Origin of the sequence: Bradyrhizobium sp. F1.4.3, from assembly GCF_040548375.1 — a bacterium.
Classification (GTDB): domain Bacteria; phylum Pseudomonadota; class Alphaproteobacteria; order Rhizobiales; family Xanthobacteraceae; genus Bradyrhizobium.
Genome location: NZ_JBEPRN010000001.1, coordinates 167,221 through 192,306, shown reverse-complemented (window position 1 = coordinate 192,306; position 25,086 = coordinate 167,221). Strand labels below are relative to the sequence as shown.

18 protein-coding genes are annotated in these 25,086 nt (G+C 62.5%); 7 read left to right on the top strand and 11 right to left on the bottom strand.

Annotation, left to right across the window (positions count from 1 at the left end):
- Positions 1-279 precede the first annotated feature (279 nt).
- Complete coding sequence (locus ABIB73_RS01020; protein ID WP_354220558.1) at positions 280-1,545, top strand: transposase; 1,266 nt, start codon at positions 280-282, stop codon at positions 1,543-1,545.
- A gap of 155 nt (positions 1,546-1,700) precedes the next feature.
- On the opposite strand, the gene ABIB73_RS01015 is transcribed toward ABIB73_RS01020, so the two are convergent.
- From ABIB73_RS01015 to mblB, 8 genes are all read right to left on the bottom strand, one after another.
- Entirely contained in the window at positions 1,701-2,882 is a 1,182-nt protein-coding gene (locus tag ABIB73_RS01015; RefSeq protein ID WP_354220556.1) for a Wadjet anti-phage system protein JetD domain-containing protein, read from the bottom strand.
- A 2-nt stretch (positions 2,883-2,884) separates the two neighbouring features.
- Positions 2,885-6,319, bottom strand: coding sequence for an SbcC/MukB-like Walker B domain-containing protein (locus ABIB73_RS01010; protein ID WP_354222507.1), 3,435 nt, complete (start codon positions 6,317-6,319; stop codon positions 2,885-2,887).
- Entirely contained in the window at positions 6,319-6,900 is a 582-nt protein-coding gene (locus ABIB73_RS01005) for a DUF4194 domain-containing protein (RefSeq protein ID WP_354220554.1), read from the bottom strand. Before ABIB73_RS01005 ends, ABIB73_RS01010 begins: the two co-directional genes overlap by 1 nt.
- A 49-nt stretch (positions 6,901-6,949) precedes the next feature.
- Positions 6,950-8,470: a Wadjet anti-phage system protein JetA family protein gene (locus ABIB73_RS01000; protein WP_354220552.1), complete on the bottom strand. Its 1,521-nt coding sequence runs from the start codon at positions 8,468-8,470 to the stop codon at positions 6,950-6,952.
- Between the two features lie 516 nt (positions 8,471-8,986).
- Positions 8,987-10,570 carry a hypothetical protein gene (locus ABIB73_RS00995; RefSeq protein WP_354220550.1) on the bottom strand — a complete coding sequence of 528 codons (1,584 nt, stop codon included), beginning with the start codon at positions 10,568-10,570 and terminating at the stop codon, positions 8,987-8,989.
- Positions 10,571-10,695: 125 nt separating this feature from the next.
- Complete coding sequence (locus tag ABIB73_RS00990; protein ID WP_354220548.1) at positions 10,696-11,583, bottom strand: hypothetical protein; 888 nt, start codon at positions 11,581-11,583, stop codon at positions 10,696-10,698.
- A 61-nt stretch (positions 11,584-11,644) separates the two neighbouring features.
- Complete coding sequence (gene cap2-3 / locus ABIB73_RS00985) at positions 11,645-13,957, bottom strand: anti-phage 6A-MBL system cap2_3 protein (RefSeq protein WP_354220546.1); 2,313 nt, start codon at positions 13,955-13,957, stop codon at positions 11,645-11,647.
- A 4-nt stretch (positions 13,958-13,961) separates the two neighbouring features.
- Complete coding sequence (mblB, locus tag ABIB73_RS00980; RefSeq protein WP_354220544.1) at positions 13,962-15,113, bottom strand: anti-phage 6A-MBL system MBL-fold protein; 1,152 nt, start codon at positions 15,111-15,113, stop codon at positions 13,962-13,964.
- A 284-nt stretch (positions 15,114-15,397) separates the two neighbouring features.
- Between mblB and ABIB73_RS00975 the strand changes: the two genes are divergently transcribed.
- Both ABIB73_RS00975 and ABIB73_RS00970 read left to right on the top strand, forming a co-directional pair.
- Complete coding sequence (locus ABIB73_RS00975) at positions 15,398-16,972, top strand: T6SS phospholipase effector Tle1-like catalytic domain-containing protein (protein WP_354220542.1); 1,575 nt, start codon at positions 15,398-15,400, stop codon at positions 16,970-16,972.
- An 18-nt stretch (positions 16,973-16,990) separates the two neighbouring features.
- Positions 16,991-17,536: a hypothetical protein gene (locus ABIB73_RS00970; protein WP_354220540.1), complete on the top strand. Its 546-nt coding sequence runs from the start codon at positions 16,991-16,993 to the stop codon at positions 17,534-17,536.
- A gap of 97 nt (positions 17,537-17,633) precedes the next feature.
- Here the strand turns inward: ABIB73_RS00970 and ABIB73_RS00965 are convergent, their stop codons facing one another.
- From ABIB73_RS00965 to ABIB73_RS00955, 3 genes are all read right to left on the bottom strand, one after another.
- Positions 17,634-17,903 (bottom strand): hypothetical protein, encoded by a 270-nt coding sequence (locus ABIB73_RS00965; RefSeq protein WP_354220538.1) that lies wholly within the window; start codon positions 17,901-17,903, stop codon positions 17,634-17,636.
- Between the two features lie 260 nt (positions 17,904-18,163).
- Complete coding sequence (locus ABIB73_RS00960; RefSeq protein ID WP_354220536.1) at positions 18,164-18,790, bottom strand: DUF6036 family nucleotidyltransferase; 627 nt, start codon at positions 18,788-18,790, stop codon at positions 18,164-18,166.
- Positions 18,790-19,176, bottom strand: coding sequence for a hypothetical protein (locus ABIB73_RS00955; RefSeq protein WP_354220534.1), 387 nt, complete (start codon positions 19,174-19,176; stop codon positions 18,790-18,792). The genes ABIB73_RS00960 and ABIB73_RS00955 overlap by 1 nt, the downstream gene beginning before the upstream one ends.
- 404 nt (positions 19,177-19,580) lie before the next feature.
- Here ABIB73_RS00955 and ABIB73_RS00950 point away from each other — a divergent pair, with 404 nt between their 5' ends.
- From ABIB73_RS00950 to qatD, 4 genes are all read left to right on the top strand, one after another.
- Positions 19,581-21,461, top strand: a complete 1,881-nt coding sequence (locus ABIB73_RS00950; RefSeq protein ID WP_354220532.1) for a KAP family P-loop NTPase fold protein — start codon at positions 19,581-19,583, stop codon at positions 21,459-21,461.
- 217 nt (positions 21,462-21,678) lie between these two features.
- On the top strand, positions 21,679-22,311 hold the full coding sequence (qatB, locus tag ABIB73_RS00945; RefSeq protein WP_354220530.1) for a Qat anti-phage system associated protein QatB: 633 nt from the start codon (positions 21,679-21,681) through the stop codon (positions 22,309-22,311).
- Positions 22,308-23,582: a Qat anti-phage system QueC-like protein QatC gene (qatC, locus tag ABIB73_RS00940; protein WP_354220528.1), complete on the top strand. Its 1,275-nt coding sequence runs from the start codon at positions 22,308-22,310 to the stop codon at positions 23,580-23,582. Before qatB ends, qatC begins: the two co-directional genes overlap by 4 nt.
- A complete protein-coding gene (gene qatD / locus ABIB73_RS00935) occupies positions 23,579-24,322 on the top strand; it encodes a Qat anti-phage system TatD family nuclease QatD (RefSeq protein ID WP_354220526.1) in 744 nt (247 codons plus the stop codon). The genes qatC and qatD overlap by 4 nt, the downstream gene beginning before the upstream one ends.
- Positions 24,323-25,086: the final 764 nt, after the last annotated feature.

Below are 25,086 nucleotides of genomic sequence, written 5' to 3'. Positions count from 1 at the left end.
GCTTGGCGATCGGAACTCGTAACTTCTTTGAACCTGCGTTGCCTCGTTGGCAACGGAGGCATACTTGGGTGTAATCGGCCTGCCCGCTCTCTTTCGGCGTGAAAAGAGCGCGGCGCGCCCTTGGTTATCAATCAGAAACCCGAGCAACTGCGCGTTCTTTAACTCATGAAAAGCAAGCGTCGAGACGCCTTCGCCCCAAAGGAATTTCCGGCAACACTCTTTCGACCTCCAGACAAACGGAGCGATGACTGGCCGGATGAGCCGGATGTCCGGCGGGCTGTGACCTACTTTCGCGACCTTATTGGCCAGGACGAGTGGAAGAAGCGGCGCAATGCTGCGGCCAATCGCCTGTACGCGGCGTCGCTGGGTCGTGTCGACGAGACCGACCGCGGCAGATATTTCGATGAGTCCGACGCATTCGGCTGGTATCTCTTCCTGGCCGAGGCTTTCATCGATCATGTCTGGAATTTCGAGCCGACGTTCGGATCGCGGGTAGTGCCGGTGTTCAAGGCGATCGGGCGCGGTCTCGATCTGCTTCTTTCGGTCGACGGCGTCGAAGAACGGGCACGTCGCCTGGTCGGCAGTGAACGGCGTCAACCAAATGGCGGGCTCTTCGAGCTGCTCGTCGCATCCGCCTATCGCTCGTCGGGCGCGCGGGTAAAATTCGTACCTGAGCGACGCGGGCTGAGCCGGACATACGATATGGACGTCGAAATCGGCTCGCGCTCCTTCGCGGTCGAGTGCAAGCGCTTGGAAACGAGCCAATACGGCGAACGGGAACGAGCCGCGATGCGCGAGTTATGGCGCCCCAGCGCGGCAGGGTTTTCCCAGAATGAGCAGAGCGCATTTTGCGATGTCCATTTCCGCATCCCTATCGATCGGGTGCCACCCGCTTATCTGACCGAGAAGTCGCTCGAGTGGCTCCGGTCCGACATGCCTTCGCTGCTTTGGAGCGACGATATATCGTATGGCGCGATGGGCGAGCTCGATCTCGATCCGTTGCGCGAGGTTCTCGACGATCACCATGTGCTCGCGTCGAGCTCACGTATGCTGGAGCTGCTCTCGGGCCGCTACGTGAGGCACGCCAATTACATTCAGTTGAGCCGCTTAAAGCTCGCGGAAAACCCGAGATATGTGCGCGAGTGCGATCTTGCCGTGCTGCTCCGTTGGGAATCGGCCTCTCCCGAAGCCATCGATGCCAAGGCCCGCGACATTACGACGAAGCTATCGGAAGCCAGCGACCAACTTCCTGCGGGTCGCCCCGGTATCGTTCACATCGGCTTCGAGGCCGTCGAAGGAGACGATGTAGAGCGCGCCCGACATCGGAAGATCATCGAGCGAGCGCAGGCTTTCGATCCGAGGGGAAAACCTCTGGAGTACGTGTATTGCCATTACTTCGTACCCGAAAGCCCGCCTGACCAGGCGTGGGCGTTCGACGAGACGCTCCAGTGGGTGGGCATCGCGCCGACCGGTCCTCATCCCCTCGGAGAAACCATGCTGATCCTTCCGGCCGAGGGCGTTCGCGAAGGACCTCACTGGCGTTGAGAACGCCAATCTACGTCTAGGATCCGATAAAGACCCCGACGGCACGCGTCGCAAGGCGCTGAAATGGGCCTAACCTTGTTGGGTTGGAATTTCTGCTGATGCGCTAGGACTGAAAGTTGCAAAAAAGCCCGATAGTGGGCCGCCGACAACGCGCTTCATGTATCGCTCGAGAAAGGCACCGGTAGTACTGGATCGAGCTCCTCTTGCTCGAGCGTCTTGGCGCCATCCTTGGCCAAGTACGCCGCCAACGCCGCAATGCCGGAGCCTGGAGGAGACCGCGCAGGCGCGGCCTTCCTCTGCGGTACATGCCCGGATCTTTCAGCGATCTCGACGTTCATCAGATGAGGATAAATTCGGCGGCCGACGGCGCGCTCGATCGTATGGAAGATCCAGGTGCCGTCCGGGTCGATGTCCGACCAATGAAAGAGCGGCGTGCGTTCTGATACCATTCCCGCGATCGTCCGCAGCGCCTGTTGGGTGGCGAGCGACGGATACCCGCCCACGTACATCGTCGTTCCGAGCCGACCGGGATCCGCCTCGGCGATGTGCCTGTTGAAGCTTGCGAAGTTTTCGATGGTCAGAAAATAGGTGGGCGGCTTTCGGAAGCGGATGCGATCCGCCTCCTTGGGCGCAATTCCGAGATAATGGAGGTAGGTCCGGGACAGATCGGCTCCCTCCAGATCAATCTGCCCCGAAATCAAAAGAGGTGGAGCGAAACGTTCCAGGCCGATAGTCCGCAGTGCCTCTCTGGGACGGGCGCCGGGCGGAAATTCGAGGATGCCGCCGAGAAGCCGCACGACGACGCCTTCGATGTGTTCCAGCGTCTTGCTATGGCCCACAGTCCTTCGTGAAAACGTCTTGTAATCGACGTCGAGATGCTTGTTGTTCAGGATCGCCTGGGCGAGAGCGAAGCCGTCGCGCAGTTTGTCGACATCGGCCGAGGCGAATCCGTGCCAGCTCTTCCCCCTCCCCCAGGCATCCGTGATCAAGGAGACAGCCCCGACCAGGCGGGCATCTAAAGCGAGGCCTGCGACGAGCCGCGTGCCGGCGTCTTGCGCGAGCCGTCCGGCCGGAACGCGACCAAGATAACCATAGAGGGCGTCGGCCGAGCGGAGCCTGACGTGCGCGATCTGATCCCGCCTGGCGCCCTTCCCCATTCCGAGACCGACCGCGCCCGCCTCGCCGGCGCGCGCAATTTGCTTCAGGAAGGTGTCGGCAGCCACCACGGAAGGAAACGCGTCGTAATCCGGATGCGCGATGGGGCTCGCGGCCCCCCTTTCGTGACGGTCCAAGAGGTCGTTCAGCAATTCGTCGGCATCGGTAAAGCGCGGAGCCATGGCTACTCAGCCGCAAGGCGCGCGGCGAGTTGATCTTCAGACATCAGGTCCGGGTCAATTGCCATCAGTTCGCGCTTGGCCCTTTCCTTCAGCACGACCACGGTTGCTCTCGACTGCTCGCCGATGCGATCCACTTCCACGATGGTGTCCATGTGCTCCAGCACCGCGACCCGCTTTTCGAACGGCGCCGCGATTACGAACTGCAGTCCAAGATTCTTGTAGAAGCTCATCATCTGCCGCTGGTTCTTGCCGTCCATCTTGGAGAAAGCCTCGTCGAACATGGCGAGCGCGAAGCCGGACGGCTTGCCGGTGCGCCGCTCGGCGCTGCCGTAGACGGCAGCGAGCGAAGCGCCGATGGCGACATAGATCGGCACCTGCTGTTCGGCTCCGGAACCGGTGCCGCGCCGCTGCTCCCAGCGGGTCGACCGGCCTGTGGCGACGTCCTCCATGTGGATCTCGAAAGTGTAGAAGTTGCGGTAGTCTTCGAATTGAGTGAAGTCCTTCGCCGGATCCTCAAGCAGCGCCTCCAGCGCCAAGATCGTGTCCTTGTGGGGGAAGTCGTCGGGGACGTTGCCGCGGAAGAGCATGTCCAATGCCTCCGGAGACGTTTTGCCGATCTCGATGATCTTCAGGATGGGTTGGAATTCCACGACCTGGGTGCGGTGGAACGAGTAGCGCTCGCTGTGGAAGGGGTGGGCCTGAAGGCTGCGGTTCAGTGACTGCAGATCCCGCTCCATCTTTCCGATCCGGGAGGTCAGCGCGTTGATGAACTCGCCGCGCAGCAGCGTCGAAGCCTTCTCGGCCGCCTCGCGCGCCTGCCGTTCGTATCTCCGCAGTTCGTTGGATTCGATGTCCTCGATCAACTGCTCCATCCAAGGCTTCACTTCCTGGAGCGGCTCACTTTCGATGCCGACTTGAGAGCTCGTGCCGAATTCTTCGAAGTATCCGTCCAGGAACTCCCGTACCTGGCGCTCGATCCCCTTACGCTCCGCGTCCGACGAATCGGCATCCTTCAGCGCCTTGTCTGCGATGGAGCGATGCTTCTCGGCTTCGTTCTTTTGAGCGCGCGTATCAAGACGCGACCGGTAGGCGGCGCGGCCCTTCATCGCGGAGTAGAGCGGCCGATTCCTGAGGAAGATCGACCGGGCGACCCTCAAGCTGAGTTCGGAGCCTGGCACGTTTTCTCCGTCGCCCAGCTTTCCTTCGATGAACCGCACCTCGCGGTCGTGCTGGTTGAAAGCCTTCTGCTGCGTCTCCCGCTCGCCGCGGCGGCGTTCCTTCAACTCGAGCTGCACCTTCTTCTTCGCGCGAAGACCGCCGTCGCTGGCGTCGTCTAGGGCCGATAGCCTGGCCTGCACATCTGCCTTCTCGGCCTCGGCGACGGAGAAGGCGGCCGCACACGTCTTCAGGCTGGCGTTCTGGTCGGCGCAAAGCGACCTTAGAGCCGCGAACGCACCGTCGGCCGCCTCCGCCTCCCTCGTCTTCCCGGAAAGCGCGTCCAGCAGCGCATCCGCCTGGTCCTGCAGCGCGCGGAGCGCGTTCGCCTGGGCGGCCTTGCCGATCTTGTGCTGCGCAGGGTCGATCGAGCGATGGGTACGCACCAAACCGTCGTCGTAGAGGCCGTCCTTCATGATGGCGCGGCCCGGCTTGTTGAATTGTTCGAGCGTATCGGCCAGGCGTACGGAACCGTAGCGCCGCATGATGAACGACAACGCATCCGGATCATCCGTACGGAAGATCGAAGGAAACGTTCCACGATCCGGCTTGGCCTTGAACTGCTCCAGCTTGTTGAGGCTGACCAGCGAGGTTTTCCGGAATTCGCGGCGACCTTCCTTGAACATCGCCGTCGCAGCGCCGATGTCCGGTCGGTCGACGAACACCGCATCCCGGTCGCGGCCGAGAAGCGCTTCGGCGGCCCCCACCCATTCGGGCTCGGTCACCTCGATCAGTTCGCACAGCACACGCGGCGCCATTCCCTTTTGCCGAAGTCTGAGACACAGCTTGTCGGTGTCCGGTTCGAGATGCGCCCGCGCCCCTCCGGATGCGTGCTGGCTGATACGCTCGAGCAGTTCGCCGCGCTGGGCCCGTAGTTTCGACGTCTCGGCCATGATGGCCTGTCTCGCTTCGTCGACCCTGGCCGACCACGTCGGCGCCGACGACAAGAATACCTGCTCGGCCGCCGAGAGGTCGTCGGATACGGCGCGAATTTCGACGTTCTTGGCTGCGCCGAGGAGCTTCTCGACCGCGGGAATGAAGTCGTCGAAGCCGCAGCCATACATGGCGACCAACGGACGGAGCCGTTGTATACTCTCGACCCGGCTCCGGAACTCGGACATAGCCCTCTGTGCAGCCTGATCGGCCATCATGGCGCTCTGAGCCAATTCCTTCCTGCCGGATTTCAGATCGTGTTCCGCGATCGCCGTCGCGAGGCGCTCGATTTCCTTGTCGATGGCCTTGACGTCCGCGTCGATGAAAGCGAGCTCGGCGGTCGCCGTGGCCCGCTGCGCCTTTTCGTCGCCCAGCTTGGCCCGGAAGTCGCGATTCGCGGCCCTAGCCGCCAGCCAGTTGGCTCGCCTGGCGATCCATTCCTCGCGGAATTTCGTCTCGAGGACCGCCTCCATCCTCGTCAGGATCGCCCGCAGTTCCTTCAAGGCGTCGAGCTTCTCCCTCATCTTCCTGATGGTCTCGCTGATGTTGCGGTAGGTCTGGATCGACTCACGCAGCTCCTTGATGCCGATACGGCTGTCTTCCAGAATGTAGTCTCGGACGAACTGCGTGGCGGTCTGGTTATGGTCAAGGGTCATCGCGTTCACGATGGACTTCTGCAACGCGCTGGCATTCTGCTCGCCGTACGGCGCGTGTGGTACCAGATGGCGCATGTATTCGCGCACGTAGTCGCCGGCCCGATCCCGGTGATTGATGAAATTCTGCTCGCCCACGGAGGCGATTATCCGGGCGCGGACGTCCTCCCATTGCGCCGGAAATTGCCGCGACCCGCGACGCTCGATGAAGTTCTCCGTGGTCAGCAGAGTGCCGACGACGACGAAGAGCGCGAGCACCGTCTCCTTGCTATCGGACTTTCGCGCCTCAAAAGCCATGCCGATCGTGACCGGCGGTCGCTCCCCGTCGGTATCCTCAAATCCGAGCGCAACGTAGGTTCGGGCCTCATCGCGACGGCGCTGGTCTTCGCCGAGCGTGCCGAGGCAGTAGTCGACGACGGATCTCTTGGATCCACTGCGGGACTTTCCGCTATCTCCGGCGACGGCGTTCAGCCGCAGGAAACGCCGGTTGCCGCCAGTGAGAACGACCTGCGCCATGTCGAGGATGGTCGACTTGCCGGACCTGTTCTCGCCCAGCACCCCAATGTGGCCGGCAACAGCGATGTCGGCGACGTCGAACAGGTGCCAGTTCACCATGGCAAGGTGTCGCAATTCCATCATGCCTCGCCTCCAGCGTCCCGCGGAAAGCGGGCTTCCTCGCTGCGGACGTAGCGCTCCAGTCTGTGCAGGGCGTCGCCGCCGCTGATCAGCTTGATCATGGGGCGGATCCGGACCTCGCAGTCCTGCTGCTCGTTATCGAAGTCTCCGATCTCGACCAGGCTGCGCTGGCCAGCCTCTCTGAGGATGTCGCGGAAGCGCTGACCGGAGATGGCGCTGCCGCCGTTGGGCTGCACCATCTCCCGATAGCGGTCGAAAAGATCGTTGAGGGTGGCGACGACCACCGCCCGGTCTTCCATCGCGCCGGCGTTGATCTCCTGCTGCCAGTACGCGGCGAGAACCAGCATCACGATGGTTTCGTCCAGTTTCATCCGCGGCAGCGGCACGTCTTCGTCCATGGCGACGATGCCGGCCCATTGCGCTTCCGGATCGCGATGGACGCGATAGCCGCAAGTGTCGAAGAAGCCGTCGACCGCGTCGCGGAAGCGCCCGTCCATGATCGTGTTGTAGACGGTGCCGGTTCGGGGATCGCCCGCGAACACGAACTGCCGGCGCAGCAGGAAGTGCAAGGCCTTGCGCAAATCGGCGGCCTTATCGGCACCCGCCGAGCGCTCGATATTTTCGAACTCGCTAAGCATGCGCTTCTCCCTTGCGGACGCCGCCGCGCCGGATCACGAAATTCGCGCATCTGAGCCATTCGCTGTCGTGCGGCGGAGTATCGAGCGACGGCTCGAGGTCGAAACTGCCGGCGACATGCGCCGGCACTTCACCGGTCAGGGCGTACCGGCGCGCGGTGTCGAACGCGAGGAAGTCGTCGACCGTCGCGATTTCGAGGAAGCGCGCCTCCCTGGTTCCGAAGGGCGGGACCTGTCCCTCGAGGAACCTGCGGACGTCCTCCGGACGCGGCGCAACGCGCGCGATGTACTCGAGCCGGAGTTGCTTGCGCAGTTCGTAAAGGGGATCGGACGGCGGTCCGGCGAGCTCCCTTGCCTCGACGGGGCGGCGCGGCTGCCTCGTCGGCGCCTGGTGATGCTCCGACCACGGCGAGCGCAGCGGCTCGACGCTCCACTCGACGGTCGCCTTGTCGTGCTTGCCATCGCGCAGCAGGGCATCGAGGCGCCGCACCAAATCGCCAGCCCGTCCGACGAGTCCCTGGGCTCCGCGTTCGGCGTACTTGATCGTGTTGCGGACCCGGGCCTCGAGCTGCCTGCGGAAGGTCTCGATCCGATCGAACATCTCGCCGATCTGCTCGAAGATGTTTTCGATGGCCAAAAGATCGTCCGCGGCGGCCATTCGCCCGTCCTCGACATCGGATGCCATACTGGCGGCCACGTATTCCTCGGCGAGCACCTGCATTGTTTCCGGGGTGTAGGAGATCCGTCGGGCGAGGTCGACGATGGCGTCGCGGAATCGGTAGGGATGGTTGACGGTCAGGATGGACTCGAAGTCCTTCAGCAAGAGTTGGTCGACAAACTCTTCGAAGAAGGCCTCCAGGCGAGTGCCCACGGTCTTCGATTCCATCACCGTCCGGCGGATGCGCTTGAGGTCGGCGAGAATGGCCCGCAGGCTCTTGGTGAACTGGTCGGCCTGGTTGCGCGCCTCTCGGACAGCGAGTGCGGCTTCGCGCTGCTTGCGGTCGGTGATCTCAGGCTTGAGTTTTTCGACGGCCTCGAGGTTGAGGCGGATCTGGACGATCAAGCCGCCAAACCGCTGCGAGAGGTCCTTGTTGAGACTCGCCAAGCGCTGGATGACCAAGAGAGGTCCCATCGCCATGTCGACGGTGACCCGGAGGCCGTATTCCTCCTCCTCGAGCCATCCCCAGGCGACTAGCCGGGCGTAGAGTTGCCGTGCCAAGCCGAGGGCTTTGTCGCCCTTCTCGGAGGCGAACGCGACATCCACCTTACGGATGCGGCGGCGGCCCGCCGAGATCATTTCCGGTAGCGCGCCAAAATCGTCACCCTCGTTCCACAACGCAGGGTTCGCTCGCATGACGTCATAGACGGCGTGGACAACCTGTTGAGGTGTCGGAAACGCCGGCGCACCCGAAAAGAAGCGCTCATGGAGGTCGAGCAGACACGCCGCATACAGGTGCTTGTGATCGCGCGAAAAGGCCAGAAACGCGTCGTCGTGTATGTGGCGGAACAAGGACAATGGACGCCGCTCCTTGGACCGACTTCATCGCGATGGATTCGTCGAGTCGGCCCCTTAAACTAATGATATGCTGGGTAATATTGCTATTGAGGGTGGTTCGAAAGAGTGCAACCAAAGCATTAGTTCTTACTATGTTCCAATATAGCGTCCAACTCCCGGGGTTGTCGAGGCTCCGAAAGTCGCACGCGCCTCCCGCAGCGGCTGACGCCCCCATTCATGTAGGCGCCGCTATGGCATCATGTCCTGCGTAGGGCCCCCCCGAATTCGATTCACGGAGCGGATGCCTCAGTAGCGGGAAGAAGCCGATCAGCCAGGTCAGAAATGCAAGTGACCAAAGCGATGCGCTGAGCGCATAGTGTGCCCCGAGCAGGAACGGTGCCGCTCCGGTCTCGGGCAAGATCTTGACGAGCCCGGCCGCGAGCATCAGCGCGAATTCCGCTCGCCGGGCGAGCGGGGTGCGGATTTGGGGGCGCCCCCCCCCGCATAGGATCGACCTAGGCCGGCATAAGATGACCATCATCGGCGCAAACGGGCCGCGAAGCGCTGAAGCGTAACCCGATCGCCATCGGTCATCAGAAAGCCGCGTGATGGATAGTCTTCCGTGCCTCCATGAAGGACCCGTCTATCGTCGATCCGCGACACCAGGTAGGCGAAAGGTGGATTGAAGCGTCGAAGCGGCCAGCCGGAGGCCGCATGCAATTCTTCCGCATCGACAGTCCCGGTCCCAGATTTGTCGAGAGCAAGATCGACGAGCGCAACCACGTCCGTTTCGGGGGTGCTTTGCCCGGTATGGGGATCGAACGTGATAAAAAGCTCTGCGGTGGTGAACATCCGCGGAAGCCGCGTGGAAATCATCGAGTTCGTTCTCAGATAGCCATCGCTTTCGAGCTCGGCGACGGCAAACGCCAAATCGTCGATGTTGGATTCCGGAAACGCCTCGATGAGGTCTTGCTCGGGAATGAAGCAGTCGAAGCCCTTTTGGGATTGTTCCGATACCCACAATCCTATCCGAATCGCCAATGGCCCGAGTTCGCCGATCTTCAGCTCGGACTTCTTCTTTGCTGGCGGCGCGATCAGCGGAATGCTCAGCCTGTCTTTAGCCGGCGGCGGAGCTCCGCCTGCAGCGAGCCATCCGTCGAGACCGTCGATCACCAACTGACCAATCGCGGCGAATTGCAGGATGTCGTCGCCGACCAAAGGCACGGTTTCGCCCAGTCGGGCCTCAGCGGCATGTTCGGCGAACTTCGCGTCGGCCACGCCGAGATTGTGTCCGATGACATGCCGCTTCTGGATGTTCAGCGTCAGGACGGCAAGAGCGTCGGCCGTCAGAGTTCCGAACGGATCGAAGTCGAACTCGGCGAAGCGCTTGCGGCCGCGCTCGATGTTCTGGAAGTCGTTGGCGACCGGCTTCGTCGCCGCGACATCGGGCGGCCGAGTGGTCGCCTTGTACAGGTATACCGTCTTTAAGGTCGCTTCGAAGGCCGTCAGTACGTCTTCATGCGCATTGCCCATCATCCTGTATGCGAGTTCATGCCTTTCCGAGCCGAGTTGGCCCGCGAGCTCCACCTGCTCCCGGACGAGCGCGATTTCCCGCGCAAAGTGCAAGTGAATGTTCGGCGCTCCGCAATCCGGACAGAACAAGGAAATGGCGTAGACGCCGTAGTCCCGGCCGCACTCGTCGCATACCAACTCGCGGAGAAGATCGTTTCGAGCGAACCGCGGTGCGGGTTTGGGCGACGGCCGTGTGCCAGTCGTCACCTTGAAAAATTTGTTGCCAGCGTTCTTCCGGGCGAGGTCATCGAACATGCCATGGATTGCCGCCGCGGCGTCGGCGTGAAAGGCATGAGCGACGATTTCCTTGGCAGCCGCGAGGTCGTCGGGATGCGTAAAGTTCTCGTCGTCGTCCAGAACGCCGCTATACGGACAGACTGTGCCTGGCGTACCGGGTGCGTGCGTCATGCGAGACGTCAAGGCCTCGGGTAGGGTGAAATCCGATACTCGATCGCCCAGAAGAAAGAGGCGCGGATGTGCGTCTTCGTTGGGTGAATACCGGTACACCCGGCCATCCGGCGTCTTCGGTAGCGGAATGCCAAGCGTCAAGTTGTTGCCAGAGCCACCCGTCTTATACTTCTCCAAATTCCGCAAGCGCATGAGTCCACCTCGGATAGTTGATATTGAGCCGATGGATCGACGCGAGGAGATGCATCTCCTCCTCGCGTCTGAGATCATGATTCCCCGCCTTCCGAGCGAGTCTGCCGGGACCTGGTTTCCCCGGTCGCGGTCGATGCCCGCCGTGGACGTTTTCCGGATGAGGCCGGCTGAGCAGCAGCCGGCACCTCAAGCGTGTCGCAGCAGGCCAGCAAGGCCCGTGCGAACTGATCGCCGGCGTCCCGAACCCAATCGTCGCGTACGACGGTAAACCAGGCCGTCAATGCGACCAGATCGACGCAAATCGCTCCGATCGCTGCGGGCTTAATGGCCGCCAACGCCGCGAGAAGTGCCGACATGGAGAAACTGGACACGGCTGGGATGATGTTGTCGTAACGCCAGACGACCGTGAGAACCGAAATCAGAAGAGCCGCCAAGCAGGCGGCGACCCCTATCGGTTTCAATCCGCGCAGGTTCCGGCGAAAGCCATATTCGGCATTCTCCTTCTCGACGAGCGGATAGGCTTTCCCACGGCAACGTTCCTGAAGCCACTTCACCCCCGATGCGTACATGGCGTCCGCGGCCTTCGGATCCGCCCTCTCCTGCTCCGGGCTTGGCGTAACGAACAACGGCACGTTCTTCACGAAGAACGCGTGGTATCGGGCCAACACCGGCGGCGGAAGATGTTCTTCCCTATGGCGCAGCCAGATCGTCGATGGCCAACCTCCCCATTCAGCCAGGAGACGCTTCTCCACCTTCTTGCCGCGCGATCTGCTCAGGACGCTCAAGCCATACAGGAGCCCGCAGGACGTCGCGATGGTCACCAGCGTGGCGCCCCAGCTCGAGGTGACCAGCCGGGGAAACCACGCGATCGCAGTGAGGATGATCGGAAACAGCGTGAGCAAGCCCGGAAACAGGCGAGCCTGTCGTGAATAGGGATCGAAGAGCTTCGAAATATCGATCATCGGATCGCCTCTGTGCAGTCATGGGCGCTGGCCGGCGACGGGTCTGGAGATCTCGGATTCTTCATCTTGCCACCTTGACCACGGCGCTGTGTGAGCTGCCGGCTCCGGATAAGGCTTCAGCGGTGAAATGGACATATCCAGCCGGCGTGTGGATCAGCATCAGCAACGGAAAATACTGGCGTATCGAAAGCAGAGCGGCGGTCTTCACGTCCTTCCTGGACGGGCCACTGGGGACGAGATGATTGTGCCAGGTCCCGAGCGCGTAGAGCGCGCCGCCAGATCCTTCGATCAGATCTTCCAGCATGGGCCTCAGTCCCTCGGTACCCAGCACGAACTCGTCGCGCGAGAATTTGCTGTCGGGCGGTGCGGGCATCGTGCCGACGACGTGGAAGACGTTGGCGACGTCCGAATAGCGGCCGAGGATGATGCCGCCCGTCTCCGAGCCACGGCGCGCAGCGACCTCTCGCTGAATCGTGTCGTCGACCTCCGGACTAAGGCGCACGACACTGTCCGTGCCGTCGCCTACGACGATGCGTGGCCGGATATCCTTGCGATGCCATATCTGGTTCAGCCCATCGGCCGCCAAACTGCCGACCAGCACCTCGCCGGTCTCGGGAAGACCGTCGCGTTGGAGCCGGCGAATATGCTCGGACATCGGCGCCGCGAACGAGGACAAGCGGCCGTCCGACAGCGGCATCGTGATGGCCGCGCAGCCCTGACCGATCGCGATCGCTTCGGCCTTCGTGTTGAAGACCTCGTTCCTGAGGGTGGGATCCGAATGGATCAGGCGATAGGCCTCGCAGATCAGATCGGTCGCCGACGGGTTGGCCGCCGGTCCCTCCACCGACATCAGGCCGACGCTTCCGATGCCCAGCATGCATGCCTCGACCACCCGGGGCCGGTCGATCGTGACTCCAGGCAAGACCAGCGCCTCGCGCACGCTTGCGGAGCCGGTCGTATTGACTACGGCAAAGCTGTCTCGGGCGACCAAAGGAGTGATCGATTGGTCATCGAATGCGCGCGCGACGACGTCCACGACGTGCGGCACCGTCGGCTGCTTGAGGGTCGCGAGTGCCTCGGCCAGGTAGTGCGCCTTTGGAATGGACCAGAAGCTTTCGACTTTCGTGTCAGACGGAAGCGTGGCGTAGCGCGCGAAATTGTGAGGTTGCAGGATGCCGTCGTCGATGAGGGCCGCGGGTCCCCGTCCGGACCTAGCGAGATGAACGGCGAGTTTGGATCCGATGCTTCCGCAGCCGAGGAGCGTCCAGGGACGCAGCGCCTGCCCGTCGTCGCCCGCAGCGCGTCGCAGCAATTCGGGGGATACCTCATCTCGGTGCGTGGCGGTCCTGACCAGCTTGCCGCTGCCTGACGAGAGCGCCTCGCCGCCGCGCAATTCCACGACGTAGGGGCATATCTCGATCGGCGAAGTCGTGCCGATCACCTCGAACGGGCGGCGCGCCAACAGAATGACGGCTATCGGCTGCTTCTCCTTCAATTTCGATTGCGAAACCCGCTCCTGCAGGATTCCGAGCTTCGGCTCCAGGAATTCGCGGCAGCCCAGCTCGGCCGCCCGCTTCAAGAGCTCGTCAATCGTCGTGACCGTTTCCGGAAGATAGCGATCCGCCACGAACGGCCGACCGGTCGGGAGCTTTCCCGACCACGCGACCAAGGCATTGGTGATGCCTCTTCTCCCTCGGGCACCGACCGGCTCGAACCACCACTGGTCGGCCATTTCCGGTCGCAGCGGCAACTTTTCACCTTGCGGAACCTCCATGCGATAGGTGACGAGATCGCCGCGATCGGAGGCGTAGTACCAGGCCGCGAAGGCAGCGCAGCCGCCGTCGCGGGTGGGCAGACCCGTCAACCAGGTCGGATCCGCAACGATCACGTCGTCGATCCCGTCCCGCCGCACCGGCTCCCAGCCGTGCTCCGGATCGATCAGCTGAGCCATCGCGGCCTTGTCCAGCCAGTCGACCAGTTGTTCGAAAAGGCCGCCTATTCCGCGAACGCGCAGTACCTCACGCGGCGAACCTGCGACGAGACACGGTTCGGGTGGACCGCCATTCCTCAAGGGCTGAATGTGAGGATGGGTGCGATTGAAGTCCGCGCGCAGGCGGATAAGCGGCGCCCCCAAGGGATATCCTGCCGTGAAGATGAACGTTACGGGCTCGACCGCGCGGACGCCCGACGGGCTCTCGCCCGCGGCCCTCCACGCGTTCGGGAGTTCGGTCCGGATCTCCACCATGGCCCGGACGGCGTCGCTTCCTTCGATCCGTTCGGCGGTCACCCGTTCGACGGACGGGTGAGCCTCGATGAGGCGCAGCGCCCGTCGGACGGGTATGGGAATATCGTCTGCCGCGGAGATCGCCGCCATCGGCTCATCCGTGGGCGAGCGGCTGGCTTCCGATACCGGTGCCGGCGGCGACGCTGACGGCGACCGCAGCGCGCTTGATGCGCGGTCCGACCGAAGTGACCTCGATCGCCAGCGGATCGTCGCCCGGACTGTCGGCGACGCACTTGAATTCTCCCTTCACGGGATCGAGGATATCGATGTATTCGCGCTTCGCACGGATGCACGGCGGATCGTTCTTGTCGTCCTTGATGGTCTTGCTGCTGGCCACGATCAGCGCGCCATCCAGCGGCTGCCCGAGGGCGCTCCGGGCGGGCTCGGACACCTTGGCTTTCTCGCCCTTTTCGGACCAGCTATCGTAGGAAAGGCTGTGCCACGAACAATGGTGCGGAGCGATCAGAACGTCGTACTGCAGACGCTCGGGCCACTTCTTGTTGCGCTCCCAGATGCGGTCCCAGATCGCGACCTCGGCGTCGCCGCCGAGAAGGAAGCGCCCGCGGGTGACCTTGGACACCTTCAGGTCCAGACGCATGATGACGCTGGAGTTGTTCTTCGTCAGAACCTCCTCCTCCGCTTCCTCGTCGGCAGGCATCGGCGCCAGCAGCCGCGCCTCGAAGGAAGTGTCCTGTACGCCGCAGATCTTCGAGAACACCTCGTCGACCTTCACCAGGATTTCCGTCAGGTCATCGGTCTTGCCGTCGACGTCCTCGCCCAAGATCAGGATGCGGTTGCCGTCCTCGGCGGTCCGTTCCTTCTTGAACCTGTTGGCGCGGCGGCGGGCCTCGTCGCGCCAAGCCTCGGCATCGGCGCAAAGGACGTGATCCTCGTCCTTCGCCTTCGCCCGGCGGAACACGATCGGCGAGGACCACATTTCACGGATGATGATCTTGTCGTCGGCCTTCACCCAGGTCGACGGGTCGCCGAGATGGAAGTGCTTGACCAGGCCCCGGATGTGGTCGGCGTCCGGATGGGTGTTCAGAAAGCCATCGACGAACAGCCTCCCCTTATCGTCCCGATCGAGCTTGTTCCGGAGCTGTTTCCCCACGTTGGGGGTGTCGTCGTCCTCGTCGTCGGCCGCCTCCCGGATGTTGATGTCGGTCAGGATCCGGCGACCGGACTCGGTCTCGAACAGCACCATGTCGCCGTTGTCGACTTTGAAAAGTGATGCTTTAACTACCATTCCCATCCCCCTGATTCAACGATCGAAAGATCGGTCGCGGCTCCTTGACCGATTGCAGATCAAAGGCGCGCACTTAAGAAGATATGATGGCAATTTGGCCACGCAAGATGTGCTACCAGATTAATTTTATCACGCTATATATATGAAATTGTTCAAGTATTAATCATCTTGAACCGGCTTTGTTCACCCGGTGTTCTTGGTTTTCTAGCCGAGAGGCGGCATGATCGCGGAATTAGGGCGGCACCGGCGCGAGGCCGGCCCCGCAGCGGATAAACAGGTTCAGGATGAGCAAGAACATCGTCGTCTATTCCGACGGAACCGGCCAAGACGGCGGCGCGCGTCCGGAGCAGCGCATCAGCAACATCTACAAGATGTACCGTGTGAGCCGTGACCACGCGGACACGGCCATCGATCCGTCCAGGCAAGTGGTCTTCTACGACGCTGGCCTTGGGACGGATATCGGCGCTACCGCCCTCACCGCTCCGGTGCGCTTCGTCCAGAAGATGCTTGGATCCATCGCGGGCGACGGCATCAAGCGCAACATTGCCGACTGCTACGAATTCATCATCAACCACTACGAAGACGGTGACCGGATATTCCTCTTCGGGTTCAGCCGGGGCGCCTACACGGTCCGAAGCCTGGCGAACCTGCTGATGCTCTGCGGCGTCCCCAAGAAGACGCCCTCCGGCCCATTGATGCGCTACCGCAAGGCCGCGAAGGACATCGCTTGGGAAGCCGTGGATACCGTGCTGGAACACGGCGCGGGCCACCCGCGTGAGCAGTTCGAGGCGGAGAGGCTCGAACTGGCGCGGCGATTTCAGACCAAGTACGGCTCCGGCGACGGCTTGGATGCCAACGCCGCGGCATATTTCGTCGGCGTGTTCGATACGGTCGCTGCCCTCGGCGCCAGCGGTCCGCGACGCCGGATGATCCAGGCCGGGTTGACTCTCGGCGTCGCTGCCCTCGCCTTCTTCGCTTCGCTCGTTCCGGCCGCGATCATCGGTGCGCTGACGGCCATCGTCTCGGAGGCCGGCCTGCTATGGGGCTTCATCGTGCCGGCGTGGCTGGTCACGCATTTGGCGATGCTGATTGCCGTCACCTGGTTCTGGAAACGGCAGCGGACGGTCAATCTCAAGACCATCTACGACTTCCCGAACAAGGGCGATCCGCCGCGCTCTCATACCGCCGAGTGGACCGGCAAGAATTTCGATCGCCTTCTCAGCAAACATGTACGTTTTGCGCGCTCGGCGAACGCGATCGACGAGACGCGCAAGGATTTCGCCCGGGTCGGCTGGGGCGGCACCGAGCCGTCTGTGCACCCCGCAACGCCGGGTGTTCCGCGTCTCATCCAGCTCTGGTTCGCAGGAAACCACTCGGATATCGGCGGATCTTATCCGGAACCGGAATCGCGTTTGTCGGATATCGCCCTCGCCTGGATGTGCGAGCAGGCCACGTCCATCCCGGACGGCTTGATCACCGGGCCGATCTACGTGGACGGGATCAGGATGCCGAAGACTGATGACAACGGACCGGCACTGAACGTCTTCCCTGGCGCGAACGGCGTTCAGCATTGCGAGATCGCGGGCATGCGCGACACGCTCGACGCCTACGCCGCCAGTCTGCCGAAATGGCGATGGCTGCAAAACCTCGTCGGCACCAGGAACTGGGAAGTCGAAGTCCGCGAGATCAACCACCAGGCGCCGGTACATCCGACCGTGCGCACGCGCTTCGACCTGCCGGAAGTCAGACAATGTGCTGGCGTCGGCGCATATCGCCCAACCGCACTGGCGAGCCATGACGACTTCAAACGCTACTATCCGCAGGTGGAGTCGACAGCACAGTCGAGCGGGTCCGCCTGAACGCTCGAGGAGACGCTCTTGGTCGCGCTTACCGACATCAAAGCTGACCTGCCGGATTGGCCGGACGACGTGGTGGATCAATGGCTATTGAATTTGGCGAACCAGGAGGGCATGAGCTGGCCCCCACCGGTCCCCTTCAACGGCCATCGGTGGCAGTACATCATCGTAAAGCCGGTATCGTGGTGGAAGAAGGTCACGTGGACGAAGGAATCGCGCGACTGTAGCTTCGACGAGCTGTCGCTTAATTCCCGCAAGATCATGAACTCCATGTTCGAGGCGTTGGTCCTCGGAATCGAGAATGGCTATGGCGGCGACAACAGCAAGAAGCGCTTTGAATCTTGCGTGAGCTATCTGGCGGTGAAAGGACAATTCCCCCGCGTGCCTGTCACCATGCCGATAGAAACGGGCCTAAGTATCCTCGACGGCAATCATCGAGTCTACTCGCTCACTTTCCTGCAAAGCGTTCCTGAGCCGGAATTGAAGAAGCAACGCATCACTCGCCCTTCCGTCATCCACGATGTTTGGGCGGCGAAGCACGCCGATGGAGAGATTCTGGATAGCTGACGCGGTTCTGGTCGCCGTCGATCGAGCAAGTGGTGCCGCGCAATTTCCGGCACCGTCGTCAATTGACGGGGGCTTGCCGAGAGATCGGTTCGGGGCGCTAGTGCGACAATCGGGAGACCTCGGCGAACCTTAGAGGCTCGCAGGAAACCTGAAACTCGCCATCACCGTCGAACCTCTTTCCCATTAAGTGAAGAAGCGCGCGCCCATGCACAACAGGCACAGGGTGCGCTGTCATAATTTCCGGATCTTCCGGAAAGCTCGGCCCGACGATGTCGCGAACGTTCTGGACGCTCAAGGACGTGCTCGCACCCTCAAAGAGTAGCTCGTCGGTCTCCGGATGCCAGACGCAAACTACGATCGCGAGCATGAAGATGTTCCTTGGGGCCACCGGTCCGGCCGCTCCGACAAAAAGCCGGTGTCGGCTGCCTCGACTTGCTTCCGTTTCGCGCAGTTAGATCATCTCGATTGCGATGGGGTGCGGCGCAAAAGATCGTTGGAGGCATCGAAAGATACGTTGACGGCCCTCGATCGAGCCATGGCTATTGCCATCGGCTGCCGCCGTGACGCTAAAGATCGGGAAGATGTAGGGCACTTGATCCCTTCGCCCTCCCCTCGAACCGCGATGACCTATGGCAACTTCGGTGCTTCCGGCTTTTCCTCGGGCCTCAAGCTTCTGATGTAGGCAATCGCTCGTTGCTGGAGTGCCGGATCCAGATTTGTCTCATGGATCCGGCGTTCGACGAGTTCAAGGTCAAGCGGGCGTTGCGCATGAATCGCCTCGACGAATTGCTTGTCCCTGTCGTCCAGTCGCGCAAGTTTGGAGGCGATCAAATCCTCCGGAGCCGGCGCTATGCCGTACACGCTTCGTCCTGCGACTTCGGTCCTTACTTTGATCGCGCGAACCTGCCAGCCCGCCGGCAGTTTCGCCGTCGTCTCGTCGACGCCGTCGATGTAGAAGCCGTGAGTACGGTGGAATTGGCTGCTCTCACCGAACAAGCCGTCGATGTGCTCCGACGCAACGTTCGGATCACCGCCCGGCGACTTGGCATTCTCTTCCAGCTCCCAGATCCTAGCGTTCTCCGGGAAAGCGTCGATCTCCGGCGATGCCCTTGCCGGCTCAGGCGCATCGGGCATCGATGCCAGAATGGCTTGGCTGCCGACGACGAAGACGTTGTCCGTGTTGAATTCGAAGGCCAAGGCTCGGACGACCCGGAGAAGGTCATCCAAAGTCCGTATGCCGCGATCGTCGGCCATCAAGGACCTCCCGGAACAAGGAAGTCAGGCTGCGCAGACAGGCTGCGTTTGACGATCCGTCTCGCCGCCTTCCTCAAGCGGACACGGGCATGGTAGTCGCCAAAATCGACTCCCTCGGCGAGCCAGAACGGCGAGGTATTACGCAGCCGCACCATCTCGCGGTCGCGGCTGATGAGCTTAGAGGCTAGTTCCTTGGGCGGTAGCGCAAGCAATTCCTGCCACTCGCGCACGAAGGGCCAGCCGGCGAACTGATTGGCTTGGCGCTCATGAGCCAACTTCGCCTTCTCGACCAATGACGGGTCGCGGCGAAGCATCCGCACGATCAGCCGATGCATCATCAGCTTCGCGGTGTCGCCCACTATGCCTTCATTTAGCCCGTCGCCCATCGCGTGGAGCGCCTCTCCGCCCGCTTTTCCGACCGTCGTGTGGACCTCAGAATATAAACAAGCAGTGGGCAACAAAAAAGGGCGCAAACCGAAGCGGATAGGAGATGGTTACCGCTTCGGCGGCGACTGCCTAGGAGTTTCGTCGCAGTGGTCCCGGCGGGGCCGTCGGCCGCATCCCCGCCTCTTTGCAGCGTCCTGCAGGTCACTTTCGCGATAATGGCCGAAGCGATGGAGACTTGAAGCGCGTGTGCAGAGCAGCAACCATAGGACGTAAGAAGAAGGTCTGGGTTGCATTTTCGGAGAACGGAACGTAACAACGCAGCGCTCGGCAGTCGCGCTGCCTTTCCTCTGCTCGCGCAACAGATATTTCGCTTCCAAAAGCTTTTTCAGGCGAGAGATTGCCGATGTGGCCCGATAACGAGACCGAGCGGGACTTCCTGAACTTCTCCGGCGTCGCCGAAACCGTGGCCGAGATCATTGTGCAGGCCAAGGGACGCCCGATCTCGATCGGCGTGTCTGGCGCCTGGGGCATCGGCAAATCCTCGATGATCAAGCTCACCCGCTCGGCGATCGCCGCCAGGAAGGACGAGAGCGGGAAGAAGACCGCCGACAAGTACGTCTTCGTCGAGTTCAATGCCTGGCTCTACCAGGGGTATGACGACGCGCGTGCTGCGTTGATGGATGTGATCGCTGACAAGCTCGCGAAGGAAGCGGAGAGCCGACAGACGGCACTCGACAAGGTCGCGTCCCTTGCCAAGCGCGTGAAATGGCTCCGGGCCGCGAAACTCGCAGCGACCTCGGCCGCCTCGATCTATTTCGGAGTGCCCCCGGTCGGGGCCGTTGGCGAGATCTTCGAGCTCGCCAAGAAGGTCTGGTCCGAAGGGGTCGGGAAGGAAACCGGTGAAGCCGCCAAAAAAGCTGCGGCGGACGCGGCGCAGGAAGGTGGCGAACTGCTGAACCCGAAGGAGGAAACTTCACCGCCCAAGGAGATTCAGGCGTTGCGCGACGCGTTCGAACAGGCGCTCGAGGAGCTCGGGATAACTTTGGTCGTCCTGATCGACGATCTCGACCGATGCCTGCCGGAAACCACGATCTCGACGCTGGAGGCGATCCGCCTCTTTCTGTTCCTCAAGAACACCGCCTTCGTGATCGCGGCCGACAACGACATGATCAAGCACGCCGTCCGGAAGCACTTCGTCGGGGTCAGCGACGACCTGCTGGTCACCAACTACTTCGACAAGCTCATCCAAGTTCCCATTCGGGTGCCGCAGCTCGGGACCCAGGAGGTCCGCGCCTACATGATGCTCCTGTTCGTGGACAACAGCGAGTTGTCCGACGACGACAAGGAGAAGATCCGCGCTGGCATGATTGGCCAGCTCAAGCGGACGTGGCAGGGAAAGAAGGTCGACCGGGCCTTCGTCCAATCGCTTGGCGTGAAGTTGCCCGAGCATCTTGTCGGTCAATTCGACACGGCCGAGAGGCTCGCCTCGCTCATGACGACGGCGTCGGGGATTCTGGGAAATCCGCGGCTGATCAAGCGCTTCCTGAACGCGCTCTCGATCCGGATGACGATCTCGAAAGCGCAGGGCGTCGGCGTCGACGAAGCGGTGCTCGCCAAGCTGTTGCTTTTCGAGCGCATCGGCGACACCGCAGCGTATGCCGAACTGGTCAAGAGCGTCAGCGCCTCGGGTGAGGGAAAGCCTACGTTCCTCCAAGAATGGGAAGACGCGGCGACAGCGGGGCGCGATCTCGATCTGAAGGCGCCGTGGAACGCTCCCTTCGTGAAGGAATGGTTGGCGCTCACGCCGCCCCTTCACGACCATGACCTGCGCGGCGCGCTCTACGTCGGCCGCGAGCAAGCGCCGCTTATCACGCCCGAAGACCGCCTGTCGTCGGAGGCAGCCGAGTTGCTCACGGCCCTGCTCGAGCACCCCGACATGGCCCACCAGCTCAAGGATAGGCTGACCCGAGTCTCGCGTATCGAAGTCACGGTGATGATGGATCGCCTGCTCGAGCGCGCCAGAAAGGAGCAGGACTGGGGTGTCCCGCCTATCCTCAACGCCTGCATCGCTCTCGCAGATGCCGACCCGCCACAAGGAGCCCGTATCGCTGCATTCCTCGCGGACCGTCCTTTGCAACAGATCCAACCGAACATCGTACCGAAGATCGGCGACCGTCCATGGTCGAGAAGTGTCCTCGATGCATGGAATTCGTCTCCTGACGTTTCGCGCCCGGTGAAGACGGCAATCAGAAAGACGAGAGAGCATGGGAACGTCGCAATCTAGTGACGGTCCCGGCCCAGGCGTGCCGTTGGTCCCTCCCTGGACACCGGCCGCCCCACAGGATCCCGTACCCCCCGTACCCCAGCCCGGATCTCCGGACGTCCCGCCGGACGCTCCTCCGGCCGATGGCGCCCTGCCCCCGCCTCCCGCAGCGCCATCGTCAAGCCCGCAGCCGGCGCCGTTGGCACCCGAACGACGGTTCGGCGGCGTTCGCTCTAGCTTGGGCAATTTCGCGCGATCCGGGGACGGCCGCGACCTTCGACGCGGGCTCGGACACTACGTCCGCAATGGCTACGGGGGATCGAATTTCGCGACGCAGCGGTTCGGCGGCACCGCTCAAACGGCGGGATCGCTCGGCCATGCCCTCTATTCCACCGCGCAGGGGGATGCGAACGCTCCCGTCGATGCGGCCGCGCTCGCTGGCCGGTCCACCGAAGAGATCGCGAGCGCGATCATCGAGGCTGTCAGACCGATCGACGGGACTCAGGATGCGGAAGCCGAACGTGCGTCCATCCACGACGCGATGTCCGAATTGCTGACGGAATACCCGGACGCCGATCTCCTCGATCTGTCCGATCCTGAACGCGAGTTCGTCATCGAGAAATTCACGGCCATCGACGTGGCACGACGCTTCGAGCTGGATGTCGGCAAGACGTTGCTGGAGAGAGCGCCCACCGCGTCCGTCGCGCTGGCTCGACTGAAACAGATGCGGTCGTACATCGCCGAGACTGTGGCCGCCTCCTTCCGCAAACTCAAGGAACAGGGACGCAGGCTCACCGCCGGACGCGTCGCGCGCGTCGTCCAGGCCGCGTTGCGCGAGACGTTCGAGGTCTTCGAGGGGTACGAAGAGTGAAATTGTTTTGCGCACCGACCGAGGTTGGTCGACTGAAGGAGAGTGACACGCTCAGGGTCGTCCTCTACGGCCAGCCTGGGGCTGAAGATCGCGGCAGCGCGGGTGCGGCCGTGCGCAACGACATTCGCAGAGCGCGTCTGGCTCCGAACCGCAGGGCGTGGGATCTGCTGTCCATCGCGATGTCCGTCATGGCGGCTGACGCAGCGGGACGACGTAGCCTAAGTCCGGACGGCTGGACACGCGAGTTCGAGATGGAAGTCGCGGTCGCCGACCCGGCATTCTGGAACAAGTCCGCGGACCTCCTCGCCGACGCGTTGACGTTTCTCACGACCGACCGATGGCAATTCCGTTTCATCGCCGGCGGTGCAGCGCCGCAACCGCCGGCGGAAGTTTTCCGACCGCCCGAAGGCAGCGTCGTGCTCCTGTCCGGTGGGCTAGACAGCTTGAGCGGCGCCATCGACCTTGCGGCGTCCGGACAGCGACCCGTCGCCATCAGCAAGACAGTCCGGGGCGATGGAGAAAAACAGATCAGGTTCGCGTCGTTGATCGGCGGTGGTCTGCGGCACTTCCAGTTGAACGACAACGCGGCAGTGCCGGGCACCGAAGATACCTCCCAGCGGGCGCGCTCGATCATCTTCCTTGCCTTCGGCGTTCTCGTCGCCACGGCGCTCAAGCCATATCGTCCCGGCGGCAGCTTGCCGCTTTACGTCTGCGAAAACGGCTTCATCGCCATCAACCCGCCTCTGACGGGAAGCCGCATTGGGAGTTTGAGCACCCGTACGGCGCACCCTTACTTCCTCTCAAGGTTCCAAGACGTTCTCGACGCCGCGAACCTAGGTGTGAGTATCCACACTCCTTATGGATACACGACCAAGGGCGAGATGCTGAAGACGTGCGCGGACCAGGACTTGCTGCGCACGCTGGCGGCGAACTCGACGAGTTGCGGCCGCTTTCAGCGCTACAACTACCGCCATTGCGGGCGGTGCGTGCCGTGTCAGGTCCGCAGAGCGGCCTTCCTCGCTTGGGGCGAAGACGATCCGACCGACTACGTCTACGAACATCTCGGTCGGGACGATCCGGATCACGCCGGATTCGATGACGTCCGCTCGGTCGGCATGGCGCTGGCGGCAGCGAAGGGTGCGGGCTTCGACGATTGGCTTGGCGGAGCCCTTTCGTGGCAAGGGATCGAGGAGCGCGACGCGCTAAAGGATGTGCTACGCAGGGGACTTGGCGAACTCGGCGCCTTGCACGCAAAATTCGGTGTCAAGTGATCGACCTTCACGCCCATCTCGATCTTTATCCGGATCCGGTCGCGACAACGAAGGAATGCATCGAGCGCAACCTTTTCGTTCTGTCGGTGACGACGACGCCCTCGGCCTGGTCGGGAACGGCCGCCTTGGCCAAGGATGCGGCGCGTATCCGCACCGCGATCGGGTTGCATCCTCAGATCGCGCAGGAACGCCGGGGCGAACTCGGGCTCTTCGAGGAATTGCTCCCGCGATCGCGGTATGTCGGCGAGATCGGACTGGACGGCGGACCCGAGCTCAAGGCCACGTGGGACACCCAGCGCAGCGTGTTCGTCGAGATCCTTCGTATGTGCCATGTCGCCGGAGGCCGAGTCATGACGATCCACAGTCGACGTGCGGCCACGCCGGTTCTCGACGCTCTCGCGTCCGAAGCCGACGCCGGTGTGGCCGTCCTGCACTGGTTTTCCGGGACGCGCCGCGAGCTCAAACGCGCGGTCGATCAGGGTTGCTGGTTCAGCGTCGGCCCGGCGATGCTCGCCGGCGAGAGAGGACGCGGCCTCGTTGCCCAGATGCCCCGCGACAGGATACTGACTGAGACGGACGGTCCCTTCGCACAGATCGAGGGGCGCTCCCTGTTTCCCTGGGAGGTTGCCAAGGCCGAGCCGATTCTCGCCGATCTATGGGCCGTGGACGAAGGCGAGGTCCGGGGCCAATTGCTTGCGAACCTCAAACGACTCACGACGCGGATCGCTCCGATGGAGTAGACCGATGGAAGCCGTGCAATCCACGGACACGCTTTCCGTCCATCAAAGTCGAATTGGAACTATGATTGTATTAGTCGACTAAGCGACCCTAGTCAGGCCGAATGTCCGTAAAATTCGAATAACAGAGCTTCAGCGCGACGATCGAGCCGGCCAGCTTGGCGCGACGGGTGACATCGTCCAGCTTTTGAAGCCACGGTCGGATCCTACGCCGGGGCAGTCCTTCCGCGGAGGTCTTGCTCCCGCTCGCCTCGCTCTCGGCTGGTAAGGTCGGCGCCAAGCGCGGAGGGAGAGGTACCAAGCAGGCCCGAGCGGGGATTCGGTGCCGGTTTGGTGGTCTCCGGAGGTATGGGAAGCTAAGTCGTCTTGCTTTCCGATTGGCCCATCGAGAACGGGTCCCTATGTCCGGCCGCAGGGCGGTCTGGAACTTCCGATGGTGAAGCCCCCGACACATTTCCTCGCCGATCGCTGCTGAGACCCCCGTTTCCGCCGACGAGAGAGGTATCGCACGGTACCCGAGGCATCTCCCACGCGATGGCCCTTGGGTCCGCTGTGGGAGGTCGGATGACCCGGCAGAGCGGCATTCGACTTCCGACCCGCGTTTGGAGTCCGTGCGGCAGACGAGCTTAAGGCCCATGACGCGATCGAACGGCGCAAGAGATCGCGAGGCCGGTGCCGCTGCGACGGGGGCAGGCTCGCGCGCTGCGCTTGTCTGAACGAGGGGGAAGTTGCGCGCATTGGGACCGGCCTCGCCGCCGGCGAGGTTG

Coding starts and splice junctions, on each gene's coding strand:
- ABIB73_RS01015 (WP_354220556.1), bottom strand. CDS start 2,882: ATGGCTCCGCGCTTTACCGATGCCGACGAATTGCTGAACGACCTCTTG.
- ABIB73_RS01010 (WP_354222507.1), bottom strand. CDS start 6,319: ATGGAATTGCGACACCTTGCCATGGTGAACTGGCACCTGTTCGACGTC.
- ABIB73_RS00990 (WP_354220548.1), bottom strand. CDS start 11,583: ATGATCGATATTTCGAAGCTCTTCGATCCCTATTCACGACAGGCTCGC.
- cap2-3 (WP_354220546.1), bottom strand. CDS start 13,957: ATGGCGGCGATCTCCGCGGCAGACGATATTCCCATACCCGTCCGACGG.
- mblB (WP_354220544.1), bottom strand. CDS start 15,113: ATGGTAGTTAAAGCATCACTTTTCAAAGTCGACAACGGCGACATGGTG.
- ABIB73_RS00975 (WP_354220542.1), top strand. CDS start 15,398: ATGAGCAAGAACATCGTCGTCTATTCCGACGGAACCGGCCAAGACGGC.
- ABIB73_RS00965 (WP_354220538.1), bottom strand. CDS start 17,903: ATGCTCGCGATCGTAGTTTGCGTCTGGCATCCGGAGACCGACGAGCTA.
- ABIB73_RS00960 (WP_354220536.1), bottom strand. CDS start 18,790: ATGGCCGACGATCGCGGCATACGGACTTTGGATGACCTTCTCCGGGTC.
- ABIB73_RS00955 (WP_354220534.1), bottom strand. CDS start 19,176: ATGGGCGACGGGCTAAATGAAGGCATAGTGGGCGACACCGCGAAGCTG.
- ABIB73_RS00950 (WP_354220532.1), top strand. CDS start 19,581: ATGTGGCCCGATAACGAGACCGAGCGGGACTTCCTGAACTTCTCCGGC.